Origin of the sequence: Shewanella waksmanii (assembly GCF_043643685.1) — a bacterium.
Classification (GTDB): Bacteria; Pseudomonadota; Gammaproteobacteria; order Enterobacterales; family Shewanellaceae; genus Shewanella; species Shewanella waksmanii_A.
The window spans coordinates 401,213-422,095 of record NZ_JBHZSN010000002.1 but is presented as its reverse complement, the minus strand read 5'-3'; the positions used below and the strand labels follow the sequence as shown (position 1 = coordinate 422,095).

Here is a 20,883-nt window from a genome sequence, read left to right as displayed (position 1 = left end):
GGCTTTAGTTACGCAATGGGAACAGCCTTAGCTACTTGAGTTGCTCGGGTACAATATGCACGCTCCCGTCATCACTCGAAAGCCAAACTTCACCATCACTGATATTGTACTGCAAGCTCATATTTCGACTGACGAGCTTAGCCATTTCTGCAACCGCCTGTTCGTCAATATTCCATACCTGCAAATTCTGGTAACGCTCAAATGCCAGTTGATTTTGCTGCCACCAAATCGGCACAGCCCGCCCACCATAGGCGTACAACTTAACTTGCTTCGAACGTCCACAGGCCTTGCGTAACCATTTCTCATCACTCTGGCCAAACTCGATCCAAAGCTCAATCTCATCGGCCAATGATTTTTGCCACAATTCTGGCTCATCTTCCACACACAAGCCTTTACTGAATACCAACCTTTCATCGGCATTAAGCACAAAAGCCAACAACCTTACCATCATGCGCGCGTCAGTCTCTGATGGATGCTGGGCTACTGTTAATGAATGATCTTGATAATAACCACGATCCATGTCCGCTATTTGCAAATTAACTTTATATACTGTCGCTTTTGGCGCCATGATGACTAAATTCTCATTGATGTATAAATAGGATTTTTTCTACGCAGTAAAGAGCTTACCGCTGACACTGCACTATCGCGCCGCCTTGAATCAATAAAGCGTCTGGATGATCGGCTGACAACTGCTCAATAGTTGATGTTGCTGCCACCACTAATACTTTATCACCTTGGCTTAGGTGCTTGTTAAGGTCAGTGCATTGGTGATAATCAAGTCGCTCAGCATCTCTTCTAAGCAACTCTTGCAATGATGGATTAACACCAGTTTCGTGCATTACCGAATCAATTTTTTGTAGATCTGGCATTACCGCAATAGGTAACATTTGTGGTGATATTGCTTCGTCTAATAACCACAATGTCCCGCTGCTGTTGATATTTAAAAAACACTGCTCATAAACAGTTAAAGTCTTGTCGTCGAATCGCTCGCCATTTAAATCAAAAAAGCGCTCCCAAAATAGTTTCCTTTGTTTAAAAATCGGCAAACGCTGCTGCACATCGGCACGTTTGCTGGCGATAAAGTCAAACAATGGCGTAATACTTGGTGCGAGTAAGCTTTCTAATTTAGCTCGAAGGTCACGTGCAAACACCGGCGCGGCCCCTGCGGTGCTAATCGCAACGACTAATTTTCCACGGTCGACAATCGATGGCGTAATAAATCGGCATAATGCAGGAGAGTCAACCACATTGACCCATAGCCCCTGCTCCTTTGCTAGCTCAGCATAATGTTGATTAAGCGCTTCATCGGCCGTCGCCATATAAAGCAAGTCAATACCCTGGATATCTGACGGCTCTACCCCGCGTCGATGTAGGACGATGCGACCTTGATCTGCATAAGACTGCACCTCGTGACTGACCTCAGGTGCAATGACGACAATGGCAGCTTGAGTGCGGCACAGTAAGTCCAATTTGCGACTAGCGACATCACCGGCACCAACAATGACGACACTGAGTGATTGGGTATCTACAAATAAGGGAAAATATTGCATAAAGACCTAGTAAACGTGCAGTCAATTAAAGTAACTGCATTGTAGGGATAAGCGAGCATCAAGTCGATGCTAACTAAAACACAATCGACAAGTTAGTCACTAAAAGCGTGAATTTTATCCAGGCTCTATGACCTACGATTGTGCTTAGCGACGCTGTTCTATAATTGAATTAATGATGACTTTCACTACGCTCAGCACTGCAATGCCAGCACAGTTCAAAGCTACCTTCATTCATCTCATGGCATTGAACACATTGCCACTTTGGCCCATCGGTATCGAGCGTAGCCAATTGTGTTTTTGCTTGTTCGTATTGCTCTTCAGGCACCCATAACTCAACATTTTGCAGATCGACGGGGAGTTCACCAATGCCACCTAACAAGGCCTCACCTTTCAGTTCTACGGCGATACCACTCGACTCAAGTAAGCCCTTCCAAGTGTGCGCTTGCAGTAAGTTGCCACCAGCAACCATTCGATATCGTTGTTCCATCTATTATTCCCCTACAGCTCTTGCTCTTCTGGCAAATTATTAGGTTGTGCTTGTGATACCAATCAGCATAAAGATGTAATCGCTCAGCGAAAGTTTAGCGCTTCTGAGGCAAGTCAACGAATGAAGGGCATAGTGACTCTACGTTCAAGTTCGTTTACACATTATCAGAAGTGCTAAAACTCCCCCTTTAGGAGCTTTTTTGGCTGCCAACTTCTTCGTTGAATAACTTCCCAATAGAACACTATTACTTAAGTTCTTCGTCTCGAACTAGTTTGCCCAAAATAGCTCTGAGTAGATCACTTTCTTATGCCGATTGGTATGATTTAATCTTGGCGACTAAATGACCGCTTCACATCCTACTGTTAAAAGGAGGTTAATGTCGAGTTTATTCAATAAATGACGATATTTACGCATAAAAAAAGCCACATAAATGTGGCTTTTTGTTCAAACTAGAGACCTTAAGGCATTAACGCATCTTGGTCTGCGCCTTCTTTTTCAATCTCGACAGGCATCATATGCTCACGATTAATACCCAGTTTAATCGCAAGGAAGCTTGCTACGTAGATAGAAGAGAAAGTACCAACAAAAATACCCATCAACAATGCCGTTGCAAAGCCATGTATCATGGTGCCGCCTTTTAAGAACAACGCCACGACCACAACAAGCGTGGTACCTGTAGTAATAATGGTACGGCTCATGGTTTGAGTAATTGACGTATTAACAATCTCAACCGGCGTTCCTTTACGGATTTTAAGGAAGTTCTCACGAATACGGTCAAATACCACGATGGTATCATTGAGCGAGTAACCGACAACGGTTAACAGGCCAGCGAGTACTGTTAGGTCAAACTCAAGTTGCAAAATAGAGAATACACCTAAGGTAATGATAACGTCGTGCGCCAATGCCGCTACAGAACCAAGCGCTAAACGCCACTCAAAGCGGAAAGAAACGTATATAAGAATACAGATCAATGCAACAAGAACCGCCAGGCCACCTTGCTCAGCAAGCTCTTTACCGACTTGCGGACCAATAAACTCAACACGTTTTTGGATAGCATTTTCATCGATAACTTGTACAGCTTGCATAACATGGCTAACTTGCACGTCGCTTTTAACGTCTTCTTTTACTGGAAGACGAATCAGCACATCGCGAGTCGAACCGAAGTTCTGCACTACAGCACCTGCGGTTTCTTCAGAGGTTAACTTCGCCCGTAATCCATTCAGATCAACAGGGTTAGTAAACTCAAGCTCTACAACCGTACCGCCGGTAAAGTCCAATCCCCAGTTAATGCCTTTAGTTGCTAACGAAGTGATCGAACCGATCACTAAGATTAACGACAACATACTGACAGGAACGGCGTGCTTTAAGAAGTCGATAGTGCCTTTAATTGATAAAATCTGAAACATGGTCAACCTCTCCTTAAATAGACAGTTTCTTCACGCGTTTACCACCCCAAACTGCATTCACAATTGAGCGGGTTCCCACGATAGAGGTGAACATTGATGTCGCAATACCAATCATTAGCGTTACCGCAAAGCCTTTAACAGCACCAGTACCTACGGCAAACAAAATCAATGCAGTCATAAAGGTAGTGATGTTTGCATCGGCAATAGTCGAGAACGCATTGCCATAACCTTCATGAATAGCTTGTTGGACACTACGGCCATTACGTAACTCTTCACGAATACGCTCGTAAATCAGTACGTTTCCGTCAACCGCCATACCAACGGTTAGTACCATACCGGCAATACCTGGCAGTGTTAGCACCGCTCCAGGAATCATTGACATGACACCGACAACCATAATGAGGTTGGCTGACAAGGCTAAGTTAGCGATAAGACCGAATGAACGGTAATAAACCAACATGAATATCAATACAACAGCCATACCCCAGATCATCGCCTGTAGGCCGTTATCGATATTTTCCTGACCTAAGCTTGGACCAATAGTACGTTCTTCTACAATCGATACCGGCGCGATCAATGCACCTGCACGTAGCAATAACGCAAGGTTTTGAGCTTCTGCATGCTCAAGACCAGTAATCACAAAGTTTCGGCCCAAACGCGCTTGAATGGTCGCCACTGAAATGACTTCTTCAATCTTATCCATCTTGACGCTACCGTCAGGATTCTTAGCACCGTTATCTTTATACTCGATAAACAACGTCGCCATCGGGTTACCGATGTTGTCCTTGGTTACGTTAGAGAAGATTGTGCCACCTTTAGCATCTAAGTTAATAGATACTTGAGGTCGGCTGTACTCATCAAAGCTTGGTTGTGCACCTTGAATATGATCACCGGTTAGCATCACCTGCTTCTCAAGTGCAACCTGGCCGCCACCGCGACGTTCAAATACTTCAGAACTGGCTGAAACTCGGCCACTTGCAATAGCTGCAGCATCAGCTTTTTGGTCAACCATACGGAACTCAATTGACGCTGTAGCTCCTAAGATATCTTTTGCACGCGCTGTATCTTGAACACCAGGTAGCTCAACGATGATGCGCTCAGCCCCTTGGCGTTGTACCACAGGCTCGGCTACACCCAACTCATTCACACGGTTTCTTAATGTGGTGATGTTTTGCTGCAATGCTTCTTCACGAATTTGTCGCAGATAAGTTTCACTCATGGTTGCGCGTAAGAAATAGTTGCCGCCTGATGAAATATCAGTAAACACCATGTCATTACCACGCGTTTTTAAGAATCGCTCAGCTTTAGCTAGGTTTTCTTCATCTCTAAACTTGATTTCGATACCGCTTGATGTGTTACGAATCCCCGCATAGCGGATCCTCTCACCTCGTAAGTCGGTTCTAAAATCTGAGATTTTGCCTTCAGTCATTTTACGGATAGCTTCACTCATATCCACTTCCATTAAGAAGTGAACACCACCACGTAAATCAAGACCTAGCTTCATTGGGCTACCGCCTAACGACTCTAACCATTTCGGTGTCGCTGGTGCCAGGTTAAGCGCCACAATGTACTTGTTGCCAAGTGCTTCTGAAATCGCCTCTTTTGCAGCTAACTGTTGTTCAGCATTATTAACTCTAACTAGCAGTTGCCCGCCTTCGAGTTCTGAACGTTTAACGGCAATATCATTGCTCGCCAAAATATCGTTAACTTGAGATTGTGTTGAGGTTGTGACCTCAGCACCCCGTGTTGCTACAACTTGCACGGCATGATCTTCACCGAACAAGTTGGGAATTGCGTAGAAAGTACCAATGGCGATGATTAACACCACCATGATATTTTTCCACATTGGGTATTTATTTAACACACCATCGCCCTCTTGGCTTAAAGTGACTTAATAGAGCCTTTAGGCAATACAGCCGCAATGTAATCCTTCTTGATTGTGATTTCAGATGTCTCATTAATGGTTAATAAAACATAATCATTTTCATCACTAATCTTAGCAATCTTGCCTAAGATACCACCGCTGGTAAGTACTTCATCACCTTTGCTTAACGAGGCCATTAAGTTCTTATGCTCTTTAACGCGCTTAGATTGAGGGCGGAAAATCATGAAGTAGAAAATCAGACCGAAGATCACCAACATGAAGATTAATTCCATGGTGCCACCACCTGCTGGTGCGCCAGCTGCATTTGCATATGCGTTTGAAATGAACATATTTCTCTCTTTTTATTAGCAATAAATATTAATTGGATAACTCAGGAACTTCACGGCCTTGACTGGTATAGAATTCCTCAACAAAGGCGTCTAATGTACCTGTCTCAATCGCGCCACGCAAACCTTCCATCAACATTTGATAATAACGTAGGTTATGGATGGTATTTAAACGTGCTCCTAAAATTTCATTACAACGATCTAAATGGTAAAGGTATGCCCGCGAATAGTTTTTACAGGTATAACAATCACACTTAGCATCAAGCGGTGAAGTATCATCACGATGACGCGCGTTGCGTATCTTAATAACCCCTTCACTGGTAAACAGGTGACCGTTTCTTGCATTACGTGTTGGCATTACACAATCAAACATATCAACGCCACGACGAACACCTTCAACAAGATCTTCTGGTTTACCCACCCCCATCAAGTAACGTGGTTTATCTGCTGGGATTTGAGGACAAACGTGCTCCAAAATTCGGTGCATGTCTTCCTTAGGCTCACCCACAGCTAAACCACCAATCGCATAGCCATCAAAACCAATCTTGACTAAGCCATCTAAACTCTCATCACGCAAATCTTCGTATACGCCACCCTGAATAATCCCAAACAGTGAGTTAGGGTTTTCAAGACGATCAAATTCATCGCGTGAACGTTGTGCCCAACGCAATGACATTTGCATTGATTTACGCGCTTCATCTTCTGTTGCAGGATACGGTGTACATTCATCAAAAATCATCACCACATCACTGCCCAAAGAGTCTTGAATCTGCATCGACTTCTCTGGATCTAAGAAGATCTTCTCACCATTAATTGGCGAGCGGAAATGTACACCTTCTTCGGTGATCTTACGAATATCACCTAAGCTAAATACTTGGAATCCGCCGGAGTCCGTTAGAATAGGACGTTGCCAGTTCATAAAGTCATGTAAATCACCGTGTTTACGCATGATTTCTTCACCAGGTCGCAACCACAAATGAAATGTATTGCCCAGCAAAATATCAGCACCGGTAGCACGCACTTCTTCTGGAGTCATGCCTTTAACCGTACCGTAGGTTCCCACCGGCATAAACGCAGGCGTTTCCACAGTGCCGCGCTCAAATATTAAGCGCCCTCGACGAGCACGGCCGTCAGTTGTATCTAATTCAAATTTCATTTTTCCACCTCGCCAGAGAAACAGTCTGACTGACTGGGGCGTCGGCTCACACCACGCCAAGTTATTTGTAGAGATAGGGGCTATCGAAAAAGTATCAACCCTTAGCACTACCAATTGCACAAAAAAAATACCCACCGCGATGATGGGGTGGGTATTTTAAAACAAAAATAGACTTTAGTTCGACTTTTTAGTCACAAACATGGCATCGCCATAGCTAAAGAAGCGGTATTTTTGCTCAATCGCATGCTGATAGGCATTTTTTACCTCATCAAAGCCAGCAAATGCACTGATTAACATGATCAGCGTTGACTCAGGCAAATGGAAGTTGGTGACCATGGCATCAACAACTTTGAACTCATACCCTGGGTAGATAAAGATATCAGTATCTGCGCTAAATGGCGCAATATCGCCGTTATTTGCAGATGCTGCACTCTCAAGCGAGCGAACTGATGTGGTGCCAACGGCAATCACTCGACCACCTGCAGCCTTAGTCGCCTTAATTTTCTCAACCACATCCGCAGGCACTTCGGCCCATTCTGAATGCATTTTGTGCTCTAACACATTGTCAACGCGAACCGGCTGAAAAGTGCCAGCACCAACATGCAAGGTAACAAAGGTGGTATCTACCCCTTTAGCGGCCAATTTAGCTAAAATTTCATCGTCAAAATGTAAGCCTGCTGTCGGCGCAGCAACCGCTCCAGGAGTTTGATTATAAACCGTCTGATAACGCTCTTTATCTGCATCTTCATCTGGACGATCAATGTACGGAGGCAGCGGCATATGCCCGACTTCTTCTAAGACTTCTAAAACAGTTTTGTCACTATTTAATACCAATTCAAATAGTGCATCATGGCGACCAACCATCGTCATTTCATAGCCACCATCAAGACAGATGATAGCGTCTTGTTTTGGCGATTTAGAGCTACGTACATGAGCCAAAATACGCTTGTCATCCAACATGCGCTCAACCAATATTTCTAACTTACCACCCGTCTGCTTTTGGCCAAATAGTCGCGCTGGTATAACACGGGTATTGTTAAATACCATCAAATCACCGGCTTTAACTAAATCAAGAATGTCGGTAAATTGCTTGTCTGCGGTTTTTCCGGTTTCACCATCTAAAGTGAGCAGCCTAGAGGCCGTGCGCTCCGCCATAGGATAGCGGGCAATTAACTCATCAGGTAATTCAAAGGTAAAATCGGCAACACGCATGACTTGGTCTCTTGTTAAGCTAAAATCGGCCGCTAGTCTATTGCGCTGTCAAGATAAGATCAAGGATGAGGATAATGAGAAAACAACAAACCATTTAAAATAGTTTTACCATAACTTGCTCGCGGTAAACTTTCCAAGTGATTTAGCATGGGAAATCTCTTTATTTATTCGATGTTTGCGTGAATTATAAAGATGACGTGGGGTTTTCTTCTTCTAATTCAGATTGGGCTTCGTCTATCTCAAAATCTTCTTTGCGATAGCTATGCTGCTCAAATGGGATATCAACATCTACCCGTTTACGTTGAGATTGCGATTTTTTGTTTACAAATTTAGAAAACCAGTTCCACATCGTCCATGACCCTTAAACCGATATTATGAATTAGAGCGCACTTCCTTAAGAAATCGTTTTTTATTTAAATTAATGGTTTCTTAGCGCCAGCGCACATGATACCGTGAAATGCGACAATAAACAAAAAATACCCAACTCCATGAATTTTCTTGCTCATCTTCATCTTGCCGACATCAGCCGCACCAGCCTTGCAGCTAATCTAGCTGGCGACTTTGCCAAGGGTAGTATCGACAACCATCCGAAGCATTTACAGCAAGGCATATGGTTACATCGAGAAATAGACAAGTTAACCGATAGTCACGAACTAACCCTGGAACTGAAAGGCCTATTTCCTAGCAAGTTACAACGCGCAGCACCCATTCTAATCGACTTAAGTTTTGATTATTTTTTAGCGAAATATTGGCAAGAGTATCATCATCAACCTCTTGAAGAATTTGCCCAAAAAGCCTATCAAGAGCTGGCTACCTGTCCTGAGCTACCCGAGCCTCTCACCACCATGCGCGTGCGCATGCAACAAGAAAATTGGCTCATCGCCTATCAACACCGCAAAGGGCTAAATCAAGCGATTGAATCTGTCAGTCGTCGAGTATCAAAACCAGAGATATTTAATGGTGCCACCCAAACCGTGAAAAAGCTCGACATTGAAATAGAGATCGCTTTTCGTACCTTCTATCCACAGTTGATGGCTTACACTAAAATATGGAGCCGTAAAACGCCGGCTCAGTATCTATAAAGCAACATCAATTGAGCAAAACACATATTCTATCGGGCTTAATTCTGCTAGGATGCGCGGCTGAAAGGAGAAACAATGAAACTGTTCACTTACCAGCCCCCAAAAATCCCTTGGCTAGATATTCGCTATCAAGATCGTGACATCGTCATACTCAATAAACCATCAGGCTTATTAAGTAACCCCGGTCGTGCCGAAAATACCTACGATTGCGCCATCAATAGGCTGTTAGCACATGCGCCTGATGCCATATTGGTACACAGGTTGGATTGTGCAACATCTGGCATCATGGTGTTTGCACTAAATAAGAAAGCCGAATCAAACATCAAAACTCAATTTCAAAACCGCATGACCGAAAAGTTTTATATTGCTGAGGTGATGGGGCAAGTGGGTCAAGATGAGGGGATCATTGAACTTGCAATGATGGCTGATAAAGATAACCCACCATTACAAAAAATTGATGCGGATGGTAAGCCTGCTAAAACCTACTTTGAAGTCATTGAGAGAAGAGCGACTACATCGTTAGTGAAACTGAAGCCAATCACAGGTAGAACTCACCAACTGCGCCTGCATATGAAAGCCCTAGGGCATACGATTATCGGTGATGACTTCTACGGTGATGAAGCTACCATAGCAGCCTCACCTAGATTAAATTTACATGCCCAAAGCCTCAGCTTTACGCATCCATACAATCAGCAACGGCTAACATTTACCAGCCAACACCCATTTTAAGGTGTTGGCAACATAAATACACACTAAGCAGCTTGTTGTTTAGCCGTGTAGTAACACTCTTCTGAATTACAGAACTGCAATTTAGTGCCTTCGGTCAACATAAAGTATTCACCGAATAAGTTACCGCCCTTGTCTTCAAGCTTTAAGCCGCCTTCGACTTCTGTCACTTCCATTTCGTCTAAGCTATGACAGCCATCGTTGTACCAGGTTTCTAAAAACAATTTGTCACCCTGACGATAAAGCGTAATTTTATCCCCTAAAGAGGGACGCTCATCGATCCATCGACCTATTATCTGTTTCTCTGTCATATCAGACCTCTGCCAGCTTAGACGTTGACGTTTTTCAACGACGGATAATTCAATTAACTGAAGTAAAGATTCTTGTTGGTCCTGCGGAACTTTATCCAACATAACTTTAAACTCAGACTTCATATTTAGTTAACCCCTAAAACTCAACAATGTTAGTAAAATGTTACTACGAGGCAATGTAAGCGCTTAATAGATATAGATCTTATCGTTTACCCTTTGTATATAATTGTATCGGATAAATCAAATAAAAACGCGATCTTAGTCACTAATCATTCATTAGTGTAGCAAACCCTAATAAAAAATACCTCACCAGTCCGATGAGATAGTATGCCCTTTATTTCATTGACCATTTGTTATACAAATGACGCGCAAGCAACACTCGCTAGATTGTTCATTGTCAAATAATAAAAAGCAGTTCAACAGGAATAGTCATGACTCTATATAACCGACGAAAGTTTCTAAAAACCGCCGGATTAGCTACCGCAGGATTAATCTCTGGCAGCACAGTAGCTGCAACTGGCGCAAATGCGCCCTCCCCCAACCAAGGTGCCAGTGTGATAGGTTTGATAGCACCTAAATTAGACACGGTACGCGTCGGCTTTATTGGCGTTGGTCAACGTGGTATTGGTCATGTTAAACACTTTTGCCACCTTGAAGGTGTAGCGATAAAAGCAATATGTGATACCGACGAGAAAGTGCTTCAGCGCGCGGTGAATGCAGTGACCACACAGCAACTTCCAGCACCGACAACTTATAGCGGCAGTGAACACGCCTACAAAGATATGCTCGCGCGCGATGACATCGATATAGTCATAATCTCTACCCCATGGAAGTGGCATGCCCCCATGGCAATTGACACCATGGAAAGCGGCAAACATGCATTTGTTGAAGTGCCATTGGCGCTCACTGTAGAAGAGTGCTGGCAATTGGTTGATACCGCTGAGCGCACTCAAAAGAACTGCATGATGATGGAAAATGTCAACTACGGCCGTGACGAGCTCATGGTGCTTAACATGGTTCGACAAGGTTTGTTTGGCGAATTGCTCCATGGAGAAGCAGCCTATATTCACGAGCTGAGATGGCAGATGAAAGAAATTGAATCAAAAACCGGTTCTTGGCGAACTCACTGGCATACAAAACGCAACGGAAATTTATACCCAACTCACGGTTTAGGACCGGTATCTCAGTATATGAACATCAATCGAGGTGATAGGTTTGATTACTTAACCTCAATGAGTTCACCAGCTTTAGGCCGGCAATTATACGCTCAACGAGAATTTGCCGCTGATCATCCAAGAAATCAGCTAAATTATATTAATGGGGATATGAGCACCACCCTGATAAAGACCAAACTTGGTCGTACCATCATGGTCCAACACGATACCACGACACCCCGCCCCTATAGCCGTCACAACCTCATTCAAGGTACAAACGGCGTGTTTGCAGGTTTCCCTAATCGTATCGCGTTGGAAAAAGGCGGGACTGGTGACTTCCATAAGTGGGATACCGATATGACCCATTGGTATGCCAAATATGACCATCCGCTTTGGCAACGAATGGGCAAAGAAGCCGAGCGTAATGGCGGCCATGGCGGCATGGATTTCTTGATGCTTTGGCGTATGGTTTATTGTTTACGTAATGGCGAAGCGCTCGACCAAGACGTATATGATGGTGCAGCGTGGTCGGTTATCAACATATTGAGCGAACAATCTTTGAATAATCGCAGTAATTCAGTCGATATACCAGACTTTACCCGTGGAATGTGGGCTCACGCTAAGCCTTTAGGTATTGTTGGCTAATGTATAAATAAAAAGGGAGTCATAAGGCTCCCTTTTGCACAGATTTGATTTTACGCGTTTTTACGCGTTTTTACGCTCAGCAGCTTCGCAAGCCGCGGCAGTAAACACCACATCCGTCGAGCTATTTAATCCTGTTTCAGCAGAATCTTGAATCACACCAATAATAAAGCCGACTGCAACAACTTGCATAGCGACATCATTAGATATACCAAACAAACTACAGGCTAACGGGATCAGCAATAATGAGCCGCCAGCAACACCAGAGGCACCACATGCCGATACAGCTGCAACCACGCTCAGTAGAATCGCCGTGAGGATATCAACTTGAATACCTAAGGTATTGACCGCTGCTAATGTCAACACGGTAATCGTAATCGCCGCCCCACCCATGTTAATAGTGGCCCCTAATGGGATAGACACAGAGTAAGTATCTTTGTGCAGTTTAAGCTTTTCACATAACGCCATATTTACAGGGATATTAGCCGCACTTGAACGAGTGAAAAATGCCGTCACGCCACTTTCACGCAAACACGTTAATACAAGCGGATATGGATTGCGGCGGATTTTAATCCACACAATAATAGGATTAACGACCAGTGCAATAAACAGCATTGCCCCCAACAAGACCGCAAGCAATTGTGCATAGCCAGCAATTGCAGTGAAACCCGTTTCTGCAAAGGTGACAGCCACTAGACCGAAGATACCGATAGGCGCAAGACGAATAACAAAGCGAACCATAGTCGAAACGCCTTGGCTGACATCAGCAAACACTTGCTTGGTTGACTCGCTCGCATGGTGCAGCGCAATACCTAAACCCACACCCCAAGCTAAAATACCAATGTAATTACCCGTCATTAGTGCGTTAACTGGGTTATCAACAAGTTTGAACAGCAAGGTGTGTAATACTTCACCAATGCCCTCTGGCGGCATAGCACCTTCAGCGCCTGTCACCAATACTAAGGTAGTTGGAAACAGAAAACTCATGGTCACGGCAGTTAATGCCGCCATGAAAGTACCAATGAGATAAAGCACGACAATGGGGCGCATATTGGTATGGGTGTTTTTCTTTTGGTTAGCAATTGATGATGCAACCAAGATGAACACCAAAATTGGTGCAATGGCTTGTAACGCCCCTACGAATAAGCCGCCTAAAAACGACACACTCTGAGCCGAAGCTGGCGATAGAGAAGCGAGGAGAATACCGGCGACGATACCGACAAGAATTTGCAGCACTAAGCTGCCATTTGCAAGTTTTGCAAACAGTGAGTTGCTCTGGTTCATTGATTGACCTGTTTTATATAATTATGACAAGCAGTCCCATTTGAACGCCATTCTCTTAGGGGAACGGTCGACAATAAGATTTAACTTCCTTCATATGTTTTTGTATAGAAATGTATAAGCAATGTCTAGCTTTAACAGCAAATTAAGTGAGGATATTACCCACTAGCAGCATAAACATAACATCGTGCTAAATTTTGCCGTCAAAACTATGAGCTAAGTCGAAAAACCCCAGTGCTAGCCAAGGGCAGCGCTTTCATGCTGGTAAAGAGGCTAGACCAGCGGTTGTCTATCTTTCTGCCCCACGTAACATCGCATCAATCAACTCATGGGCATCAAACTTAGTTAGCGCTTCATTTGCGCCAACTTGATGCGCCTGACTAACGCTTATCTCACTTGATAATGAGGTGTGCAAAATAATATAGGCGTTCGCTAACGCCGGGGAGTTTTTCACTTCAAATGCCAACTCATAGCCATCTAAACCAGGCATTTCAATGTCGCTCACCAACAAATCAACCGGTCGACCATCATTAGCGGCATTTTCCATAATAGCCAACGCCTCTCGACCATCAGCGGTGACCTGATAGGGAATATTAATACTATCAAGTGCATCAGCAAGCTGCTTCCTAGCCACTTTTGAATCGTCAACCAATAAAATATGCAGTGGCTTCAATTTTTCTCGCTGCACGTCGGTTAAAATCGCTCTAGCCATTTCGGGGCTTGTTGGGAACACTTTTGCCATCAACAGTTCAACATCGAGAAGTTGCACTAGTTGGTCGTTAAATCGAGTCACCCCGGTCAGGTAGGCATTTCGCCCTAAATTATCCGGTGGCGATTCAATATCACGCCAATTACACTCGATAATCTTGTCGATAGCTCGAACCAAAAAACCAATCACCATACGCTGGCAATCAGTGATGATGATATAACTTTTACTGTATTCGGCTTCAGCAATCGGCTGATAGCCAACCGCCGCGGCCATATCGATAACAGGAATAGTATGCCCGCGCACAGTTGCCGCACCAATAATAGTCGGATGCGATTGCGGAATCGCACTTAACGGAGTAAATGGAACTAATTCACGAATTTTCAATGTGCCAAGAGCAAAAAGCTGTGTTTGCGACAACTTAAAGAGCAACAGTCCCTGAGACTGACTCGCTTTACTTTTCATGGACACCTCTATTGTTTTACTTCGTTTTGAGAATAAATCTATCACACTGACTTAGGGATGACGATAATCAAATTATCGCTTAAAGCTGCGACTCAATCGGAAACAAACCAATGAGGTCGACTAAAAACTTACGCCAAAAACCAGCACGCGGTTCGGCATACAGTAAGCGGTCATGTAACTGATCATGCCAAACAATGTCACCATCCTTCAGTCTTAAACGATAAGCGGTCTTTTTAAGCAACTGCTCAATACTTTGCTGTAAATCGTAACTGAGCTGTGGTACATCCACCACTAACCCCAGCTCAGTATTGATATTGGCAGAACGAGGGTCAAAATTAAATGAGCCAACAAAAATAGCTTCCCTATCAATAATAAAGGTCTTGGCGTGCAAGCTAGAACGGGAACTTCCTTGCCAAGCTGAAGGGCGCTTAAGAGGGTCAACTTTCACCTCGTACAGAGCAACACCTCCCTCAAGTAAGCGCTTGCGATAAGGCTGATATCCAGCGTGCACCGCAAGCACATCCGTGGCGGCTAAACTATTGGTGACCACCGTCACCTTCACTCCTGCTTCCACCGTGGCTAAAATGGCATCTACCCCCTGCTTAGTCGGCACAAAGTAAGGAGAAACTAGCAAGATTTCACGTTCTGCACGGGCAAAAAAGCGCGAAAGCTCAGACATCATCCACTGCTCACTGTGCTGACCTAACACTTTATTGGGTGGGTCATATAGCACCTCAGCATTGCCCCAGCTCCACTGTAATTCATCATGGCGAATAGCCACGAGTAACTCACTGAGCTCCATCCGCTCGACATAGGGTAGTTGTTGTAAAATTTGCCTTTGTTGCTGATGAGTCAACTCGGCTGCAGCCAGCTCTGACTCGTCAAAGCGGCGCTGATTAAGGGCTGAGATTTCCACTGCCAAAGGTGCATTCCAATAGTCATCAAATTGATCCGACACTTGGTCAACCGCACTGCCAATAGTGAGCAGATCAAAATCTCCAAAATCGACATCACTGTTGTTAGAAAAATACTCATCACCAATATTACGGCCACCCACAATGGTGATCTGGTTGTCCACCGTCAGCGATTTATTGTGCATGCGGCTGTTGAGACGAGAAAAACCGGTGATCATCGAAATAGAGCGAAAATAACGTTCAAAAGAGGGGTTAAACAATCGGACTTGAATATTTGGATGACTTGCTAACAACATTAGTCCATCATCGGCCCCTTTAGTTGTGAGATCGTCAAGCAAAATTCGCACCCGTACACCACGGTCAGCAGCTTCGAGCAGATAGGAAAGTAGCAGTTTACCTGTGTCATCGGCACGATAGATGTAATACTGAAGGTCTATAGAGTGCTCAGCAGCCTTCACAACCGCTAATCGAGCCACAAATGCATCAACTCCAGAAAGTAGAGGAAAAACGCCTGTTTTTCCTGAATTGGCATTAACTAGCGGCTCGGTATAGCGAGCCAAATTACTCGCTAGCTCATTGGATACTTTATAGTTGACCTTTTTCTCTGGCAGCACTGGAACAGAGCTACATGCCTGAAGCATTATCAGCGAAACAAGTAGTAGCACATTGTGTTTCTTCAATATCATTGCAGTTGAAACTCCCTATTCAACAACCTATCACCCCATCACACTATTATTCCTGCAACGCATATAGCACATCAAATGCAAATTGATCCCAGCCTTCTGCACTAAAAGCGATATCCCTTGCTACTCGTACTTGGCTCACTGCATGCACAGGTGCCGCGCCGCGCTCCATCAGATAGTACGCCATAAGCAAGCCAGTTCTATCTTTTCCTGAACGACAGTGAATTAACACTGTTTTGCCTTGCGCTCTACTAGCGTGAATAAACGCTAACGCTTTAGGAACTTGAGCAACGCATACTTCAAGATCCCCTACCTGAGGCGGAATATTGGCAGAAAATGGAAAACACGCATAATCAATTTCAAGCTCAGCTAACGCATCAGTATCAACCGCTTCCCCACCGTTAACCGATAAAATCGCACCAATACCATGTTGCTTTAGCTCCGCAAGATCCCACGCAACTTTATTGGGGCCGCACCGCCCTGCAATTTCACCTTCTTCGAGCCAAAATACTTCTTGCATACTTCACCTAACTACATTGATTAACTGCTACTTTTCAGCTTGAGATTTTAATTTAGCTTGTTGCCATACAGCTTGATTAGCTTGGGCCGCTTTCTTGCGGTGTTTTTTACCCGTTCCGGCAGGTTTTGCTTGGGGTTTTTCTTGTCGAGATGGACAGTCAGCTGGCGCCTCATCATCAGCCTCAAAGCCAACGTATTGCTGGCGCGGCAAACGAATTTTATGTCGTTTCTCGATCACTTTAAAATGATGGTACTCATCATGGGAAATAAGGCTAATGGCTAAACCCGTCTCGCCTGCTCGACCACTGCGACCGATTCGATGCATATAATCGCTAGGGCTGCGTGGCAACTCATAATTAATAACCACCGGCAATTTAGCAATATCAATTCCTCGCGCAGCAATATCTGTTGCAACGAGAACGGCGATTTCACCTTGCTTAAATTCGGTTAAAATGCGATTTCTGGCACCCTGGGCTTTGTCGCTATGGAACACTTGCGCACTAATACCCGCCTTTTCAAGCTTTTGCGCCACCCGATTACAGCTATTTTTAGCGCTAGCAAAAACCAATACTTGACGCCATTGGTTTTGTTTAATCAGTTCACTCAGTAAGGCTGTTTTTTGATTGCGGTTAACCGTGTATACCTGTTGTTGAACCGTACTTTCATCAGCCCTTTGAATTTCAATTTCCACAGGGCTTTGTAGATGCTTGGCGGTGATTGCTTTTACTTCGTCTGGAAAGGTTGCCGAAAACATCAAGGTCTGACGCTGCTTTGGCACTAAAGCTAAAATAGCACTTAACTCATCAGCAAAACCCAAACTCAACATTCTATCGGCTTCATCAAGCACTAAAGTGCTCACTTTAGACAGGTTAATGGCATTGCTTTGTTGAAGATCTAACAAGCGGCCCGGCGTGGCAACAAGTACATCAGCGCCGCCTCGCAGTGCTAGCATTTGGCTGTTTACTGATACGCCACCAAAGACGGCTGCCAATTTGAGTTTCGGTGTGACCTCTGCGGCATAGGACTGAAACGATTCAGTAACTTGCACAGCGAGCTCACGGGTAGGCACTAACACCAATACCTGAGCGTAGTTAGCCCCTTTACGCGACACAGGGTTTTGTATCAAAGAATGGAGCACTGGCAGCGCAAACGCCGCGGTTTTGCCCGACCCGGTATTAGCACCAGCAAGCACATCTTGACCTGCCAGCACAGCCGGTATCGCGCGAGATTGGATTGCTGTTGGCTTATTGTAGCCAAGTTGCTGTATACGCTTGAGGATCGATGGCATCAATTGCAGCTGTTCAAAGCCATCATTGTTAGCGGAATTATTTTTTAACGAGGTAGACATAATAGCCACGGTTATAACCTAAAAAAATCTATCGCTAATTGTACCGCACCTCTAGTGGAATTACCTATTTAACCGAAGTTTGTTATACAAAATATCGGCCTAATGCATATTTTGCTTGGCTTCAATATCGAGCAGTGTCTGCTTAAGCGCCAACCCATAAGCATAACCGGTCAATTTACCATTTTTACCAATCACCCGGTGACATGGAATAATGATAGGGATGGGATTAGCGCCGTTTGCTGCTCCAACTGCCCTAACCGCTTTAGGACGTGCAATGGCATTAGCAATATCGCTGTAACTTACCGTTTGATTAAATGGGATTTTAGATAATGCCTGCCAGACTTGGCGCTGAAACTCCGTGCCCTTAGGATTTAATGGTAGATCAAAGGTGTCTAACTCTCCGGCAAAAAATGCCATCAGTTGTTGCTCGGTTAGATCCAGTATTTCGGCGGCTTGAGCTGATTGATGTTCATCATCTGTTCGCGAATTAGTCTCTGCAAACCATAAATGAGTTAATCCATGATTATCGGCTTGTAAGCCGAGCTTGCCGATAGATGTTGTGATGACTCGCTGCATAATATCTTTTAGCAATTTACTGATGGTGCAGTTATAGCTTAGCTCTGTGAGCAAAACAAGCTTACCTTATCACCTAATTCACCGGTAAATAGTCTACATATTCACTATAGCTAAATGGTAAATTGTGTTACCTATGTAAGGATAGTTTTATCTTAATCAAAGCAATGCAAGGAATTGGATGTTTAAGCTATTTGAATCATGGGTTAAACCATTAGCAGACAATGAACCACAACAACCGCCAACGGGACTCTTGGCTTTTTGTCGTCACTATACGCGCGGTTTTGAAGTACCGTTGATTCTCATGTCAATGTTGACGGCAACACTGGCTATTTTAGAGGTCTACCTGTTTGCCTTTATGGGCGATTTGGTCGACCTACTTGCCAACAATACCCCGCAAACCTTATTTGAAAATCATCAATCAGAATTGCTCACCATGGCAGTACTGACGCTCGTGGTGATACCCATAGTAGTATTGCTACATGCACTTATCGTGTATCAAGGTCTTTTGGGTAACTACCCCATGTCGATTCGGTGGTTAGCCCACCGCTATTTGTTGAAACAGAGCGTCTCTTTTTATCAAAATGATTTTGCAGGACGCATTGCCACTAAGGTGATGCAGACATCACTTGCTGTGCGTGAAACAGTCACTAAATTACTAGATGTGATGGTGTACATTTTAGTGTATTTCACCTCTATGCTAGTGATTATCGCCGATGCAGATATGCGTCTTATGCTGCCGATGTTAATCTGGCTTTGTGCCTACGTTGGCCTACAATTGCACTTTATTCCCAAATTAAAGAAAATCTCCACCGAACAAGCTGATGCCCGTTCATTAATGACTGGCAGAATTGTTGACAGTTATACCAACATCACCACAGTCAAATTGTTTTCACATACCGACCAAGAAGCCAGCTATGCCAAAAATAGCATGCAGATCTTCCTAGACACGGTATATAAACAGATGCGTTTGGTCACTGGTATTAATGTGAGTGTGCAGGTCATCAATTACGTTTTAGCGTTCAGCATTGCAGCAATTTCTATTTGGCTTTGGCAATCAAGCGCCATCACTATCGGCGCAATTGCCGTCGCCATTAGTTTATCACTGCGACTAAACGGCATGTCTCAATGGATAATGTGGGAAATCAGCTCGTTATTTGAAAATATCGGTACAGTCGCCGACGGCATGTCGACTATTGCCAAGCCAACAGAGATAAAAGATGCCCCACAAGCACCTGCACTTAATGTCACTGACGGTAAGATAGATTTTAATCAAGTGACTTTCCACTATGGCGAGCAAAGTGGTGTGATTGAAAAATTACAATTGAGCATCAAAGCGGGAGAAAAAGTTGGCCTTGTTGGCCGCTCAGGCGCCGGCAAATCCACTTTAGTGAACTTACTCATGCGCTTTCATGATGTCGAGTCAGGCGAAATTAGCATTGATGACCAAGCCATTACCTCTGTCAGCCAAGACTCATTGCGGGCACAAATCGGCATGGTGACGCAAGATACTTCATTGCTGCATCGCTCGATTAGAGAAAATATCCGTTATGGCAAACCAGACGCATCGGACGAGGAGCTAATCAATGCCATGAAAAAAGCCCAGGCATTTGATTTCATCGACCAATTAACCGATCCCGAAGGTAATCATGGGCTTGATGCTCAAGTGGGTGAGCGAGGCGTTAAGCTATCTGGTGGACAACGCCAGCGCATTGCTATTGCTCGGGTGCTGCTAAAAAATGCACCTATTCTAGTACTTGATGAAGCCACCTCTGCCCTTGACTCAGAAATAGAAGCGGCCATTCAAGAAAGTCTCTATCAGCTCATGGCAGATAAAACCGTTATTGCTATCGCCCACAGGTTATCGACGATCGCCGCCATGGATCGATTAGTGGTGATCGATAACGGCGAAATAGTCGAGCAAGGTACCCATGCAGAGTTACTCGCTAAAGGTGGCATATACGCCCAACTATGGGCCCACCAAACAGGCGGCTTTATTGGTACTGAATAACACAAACCCTGTGTGCCGCTAAAAAGCGGCACACAACTTAAGCTTAAATCACCAACTTGGATAACCTAAATCATCTTAAGTAGCTCAGAAAGTAAATTAGGTTTACAGGTTATTTGAACAGGTTTTATTTTGAGTATTGAGTTTTAAGTATTAAGCACTGAGTTGACGTAAAGGCAGTTCACAAGAACCAAGCCGTCAGACGCAAAAAAGCCACCTTAAAAGGTGGCTTTTTTGTACTACTTACACAGTAGATTTGGTGGAGCCTAGCGGGATCGAACCGCTGACCTCAACACTGCCAGTGTTGCGCTCTCCCAGCTGAGCTAAGGCCCCAAATTTAATACCGATACTACAGGAACTATACCAGTCTTAAAAATAAGTGGTATCCCATAGGGGATTCGAACCCCTGTTACCGCCGTGAAAGGGCGGTGTCCTAGGCCTCTAGACGA

20 protein-coding genes and 1 tRNA gene are annotated in these 20,883 nt (G+C 44.3%); 4 read left to right on the top strand and 17 right to left on the bottom strand.

Annotated features, from left to right (window positions below; genetic code table 11):
• Positions 1-31: 31 nt before the first annotated feature.
• From ACHUFW_RS04680 to ACHUFW_RS04640, 9 genes are all read right to left on the bottom strand, one after another.
• The gene (locus ACHUFW_RS04680) at positions 32-568 is read right to left on the bottom strand and encodes a YaeQ family protein (protein ID WP_394200980.1); all 537 of its coding nucleotides are present in this window, start codon (positions 566-568) and stop codon (positions 32-34) included.
• 55 nt (positions 569-623) lie between these two features.
• Positions 624-1,550 carry a precorrin-2 dehydrogenase/sirohydrochlorin ferrochelatase family protein gene (locus ACHUFW_RS04675; protein ID WP_394200978.1) on the bottom strand — a complete coding sequence of 309 codons (927 nt, stop codon included), beginning with the start codon at positions 1,548-1,550 and terminating at the stop codon, positions 624-626.
• Between the two features lie 169 nt (positions 1,551-1,719).
• On the bottom strand, positions 1,720-2,037 hold the full coding sequence (locus ACHUFW_RS04670; RefSeq protein WP_394200976.1) for a putative signal transducing protein: 318 nt from the start codon (positions 2,035-2,037) through the stop codon (positions 1,720-1,722).
• Positions 2,038-2,495: 458 nt separating this feature from the next.
• Positions 2,496-3,443, bottom strand: a complete 948-nt coding sequence (gene secF, locus ACHUFW_RS04665; RefSeq protein ID WP_394200974.1) for a protein translocase subunit SecF — start codon at positions 3,441-3,443, stop codon at positions 2,496-2,498.
• A gap of 13 nt (positions 3,444-3,456) precedes the next feature.
• On the bottom strand, positions 3,457-5,307 hold the full coding sequence (gene secD, locus ACHUFW_RS04660) for a protein translocase subunit SecD (RefSeq protein ID WP_394200972.1): 1,851 nt from the start codon (positions 5,305-5,307) through the stop codon (positions 3,457-3,459).
• Positions 5,308-5,324: 17 nt separating this feature from the next.
• Positions 5,325-5,657: a preprotein translocase subunit YajC gene (gene yajC / locus ACHUFW_RS04655; RefSeq protein ID WP_394200970.1), complete on the bottom strand. Its 333-nt coding sequence runs from the start codon at positions 5,655-5,657 to the stop codon at positions 5,325-5,327.
• Between the two features lie 28 nt (positions 5,658-5,685).
• Positions 5,686-6,810: a tRNA guanosine(34) transglycosylase Tgt gene (gene tgt / locus ACHUFW_RS04650; protein ID WP_394200969.1), complete on the bottom strand. Its 1,125-nt coding sequence runs from the start codon at positions 6,808-6,810 to the stop codon at positions 5,686-5,688.
• A gap of 174 nt (positions 6,811-6,984) precedes the next feature.
• Positions 6,985-8,022, bottom strand: a complete 1,038-nt coding sequence (gene queA, locus ACHUFW_RS04645; protein ID WP_394200967.1) for a tRNA preQ1(34) S-adenosylmethionine ribosyltransferase-isomerase QueA — start codon at positions 8,020-8,022, stop codon at positions 6,985-6,987.
• Between the two features lie 184 nt (positions 8,023-8,206).
• Positions 8,207-8,371 (bottom strand): hypothetical protein, encoded by a 165-nt coding sequence (locus ACHUFW_RS04640; RefSeq protein WP_394200965.1) that lies wholly within the window; start codon positions 8,369-8,371, stop codon positions 8,207-8,209.
• Positions 8,372-8,510: 139 nt separating this feature from the next.
• On the opposite strand from ACHUFW_RS04640, the gene ACHUFW_RS04635 reads away from it, so the two are divergent.
• Together ACHUFW_RS04635 and ACHUFW_RS04630 are read left to right on the top strand one after the other, a co-directional pair.
• Positions 8,511-9,104, top strand: a complete 594-nt coding sequence (locus ACHUFW_RS04635) for an acyl carrier protein phosphodiesterase (protein ID WP_394200963.1) — start codon at positions 8,511-8,513, stop codon at positions 9,102-9,104.
• A 75-nt stretch (positions 9,105-9,179) separates the two neighbouring features.
• A complete protein-coding gene (locus ACHUFW_RS04630) occupies positions 9,180-9,833 on the top strand; it encodes an RluA family pseudouridine synthase (RefSeq protein WP_394200961.1) in 654 nt (217 codons plus the stop codon).
• Between the two features lie 23 nt (positions 9,834-9,856).
• Here ACHUFW_RS04630 and ACHUFW_RS04625 read toward each other — a convergent pair whose 3' ends face one another.
• Positions 9,857-10,243, bottom strand: coding sequence for a hypothetical protein (locus tag ACHUFW_RS04625; protein WP_394201141.1), 387 nt, complete (start codon positions 10,241-10,243; stop codon positions 9,857-9,859).
• 329 nt (positions 10,244-10,572) lie between these two features.
• On the opposite strand from ACHUFW_RS04625, the gene ACHUFW_RS04620 reads away from it, so the two are divergent.
• Positions 10,573-11,940: a Gfo/Idh/MocA family protein gene (locus tag ACHUFW_RS04620; RefSeq protein ID WP_394200959.1), complete on the top strand. Its 1,368-nt coding sequence runs from the start codon at positions 10,573-10,575 to the stop codon at positions 11,938-11,940.
• Positions 11,941-12,000: 60 nt separating this feature from the next.
• On the opposite strand, the gene sstT is transcribed toward ACHUFW_RS04620, so the two are convergent.
• The 6 genes from sstT to ACHUFW_RS04590 all read right to left on the bottom strand — a co-directional run bounded on the left by sstT (position 12,001) and on the right by ACHUFW_RS04590 (position 18,483).
• A complete protein-coding gene (sstT, locus tag ACHUFW_RS04615) occupies positions 12,001-13,221 on the bottom strand; it encodes a serine/threonine transporter SstT (RefSeq protein WP_394200958.1) in 1,221 nt (406 codons plus the stop codon).
• A 286-nt stretch (positions 13,222-13,507) separates the two neighbouring features.
• Positions 13,508-14,389 carry a chemotaxis protein CheV gene (locus ACHUFW_RS04610; protein WP_394200956.1) on the bottom strand — a complete coding sequence of 294 codons (882 nt, stop codon included), beginning with the start codon at positions 14,387-14,389 and terminating at the stop codon, positions 13,508-13,510.
• 79 nt (positions 14,390-14,468) lie between these two features.
• Positions 14,469-15,989 (bottom strand): phospholipase D family protein, encoded by a 1,521-nt coding sequence (locus tag ACHUFW_RS04605; RefSeq protein ID WP_394200955.1) that lies wholly within the window; start codon positions 15,987-15,989, stop codon positions 14,469-14,471.
• Between the two features lie 46 nt (positions 15,990-16,035).
• Positions 16,036-16,506, bottom strand: a complete 471-nt coding sequence (locus ACHUFW_RS04600) for a dual specificity protein phosphatase family protein (protein ID WP_394200953.1) — start codon at positions 16,504-16,506, stop codon at positions 16,036-16,038.
• A 27-nt stretch (positions 16,507-16,533) separates the two neighbouring features.
• Positions 16,534-17,853 carry a DEAD/DEAH box helicase gene (locus ACHUFW_RS04595; RefSeq protein WP_394201139.1) on the bottom strand — a complete coding sequence of 440 codons (1,320 nt, stop codon included), beginning with the start codon at positions 17,851-17,853 and terminating at the stop codon, positions 16,534-16,536.
• A 99-nt stretch (positions 17,854-17,952) separates the two neighbouring features.
• A complete protein-coding gene (locus tag ACHUFW_RS04590) occupies positions 17,953-18,483 on the bottom strand; it encodes a methylated-DNA--[protein]-cysteine S-methyltransferase (RefSeq protein ID WP_394200952.1) in 531 nt (176 codons plus the stop codon).
• A 124-nt stretch (positions 18,484-18,607) separates the two neighbouring features.
• Between ACHUFW_RS04590 and ACHUFW_RS04585 the strand changes: the two genes are divergently transcribed.
• Entirely contained in the window at positions 18,608-20,437 is a 1,830-nt protein-coding gene (locus ACHUFW_RS04585) for an ABC transporter ATP-binding protein (RefSeq protein ID WP_394200950.1), read from the top strand.
• 254 nt (positions 20,438-20,691) lie between these two features.
• Here ACHUFW_RS04585 and ACHUFW_RS04580 read toward each other — a convergent pair.
• Positions 20,692-20,767: transfer RNA gene (locus ACHUFW_RS04580), tRNA-Ala, on the bottom strand.
• Between the last annotated feature and the right edge of the window lie 116 nt (positions 20,768-20,883).

Bases quoted from the DNA above. Each gene is read 5' to 3' on its own strand.
- ACHUFW_RS04680 (WP_394200980.1), bottom strand. From the start codon at position 568: ATGGCGCCAAAAGCGACAGTATATAAAGTTAATTTGCAAATAGCGGAC.
- ACHUFW_RS04620 (WP_394200959.1), top strand. From the start codon at position 10,573: ATGACTCTATATAACCGACGAAAGTTTCTAAAAACCGCCGGATTAGCT.
- tgt (WP_394200969.1), bottom strand. From the start codon at position 6,810: ATGAAATTTGAATTAGATACAACTGACGGCCGTGCTCGTCGAGGGCGC.
- ACHUFW_RS04605 (WP_394200955.1), bottom strand. From the start codon at position 15,989: ATGATATTGAAGAAACACAATGTGCTACTACTTGTTTCGCTGATAATG.
- ACHUFW_RS04640 (WP_394200965.1), bottom strand. From the start codon at position 8,371: ATGTGGAACTGGTTTTCTAAATTTGTAAACAAAAAATCGCAATCTCAA.
- ACHUFW_RS04675 (WP_394200978.1), bottom strand. From the start codon at position 1,550: ATGCAATATTTTCCCTTATTTGTAGATACCCAATCACTCAGTGTCGTC.
- ACHUFW_RS04610 (WP_394200956.1), bottom strand. From the start codon at position 14,389: ATGAAAAGTAAAGCGAGTCAGTCTCAGGGACTGTTGCTCTTTAAGTTG.
- sstT (WP_394200958.1), bottom strand. From the start codon at position 13,221: ATGAACCAGAGCAACTCACTGTTTGCAAAACTTGCAAATGGCAGCTTA.
- ACHUFW_RS04635 (WP_394200963.1), top strand. From the start codon at position 8,511: ATGAATTTTCTTGCTCATCTTCATCTTGCCGACATCAGCCGCACCAGC.
- queA (WP_394200967.1), bottom strand. From the start codon at position 8,022: ATGCGTGTTGCCGATTTTACCTTTGAATTACCTGATGAGTTAATTGCC.
- ACHUFW_RS04600 (WP_394200953.1), bottom strand. From the start codon at position 16,506: ATGCAAGAAGTATTTTGGCTCGAAGAAGGTGAAATTGCAGGGCGGTGC.
- ACHUFW_RS04595 (WP_394201139.1), bottom strand. From the start codon at position 17,853: ATGTCTACCTCGTTAAAAAATAATTCCGCTAACAATGATGGCTTTGAA.
- ACHUFW_RS04670 (WP_394200976.1), bottom strand. From the start codon at position 2,037: ATGGAACAACGATATCGAATGGTTGCTGGTGGCAACTTACTGCAAGCG.
- secF (WP_394200974.1), bottom strand. From the start codon at position 3,443: ATGTTTCAGATTTTATCAATTAAAGGCACTATCGACTTCTTAAAGCAC.
- ACHUFW_RS04630 (WP_394200961.1), top strand. From the start codon at position 9,180: ATGAAACTGTTCACTTACCAGCCCCCAAAAATCCCTTGGCTAGATATT.
- ACHUFW_RS04585 (WP_394200950.1), top strand. From the start codon at position 18,608: ATGTTTAAGCTATTTGAATCATGGGTTAAACCATTAGCAGACAATGAA.
- yajC (WP_394200970.1), bottom strand. From the start codon at position 5,657: ATGTTCATTTCAAACGCATATGCAAATGCAGCTGGCGCACCAGCAGGT.
- ACHUFW_RS04625 (WP_394201141.1), bottom strand. From the start codon at position 10,243: ATGTTGGATAAAGTTCCGCAGGACCAACAAGAATCTTTACTTCAGTTA.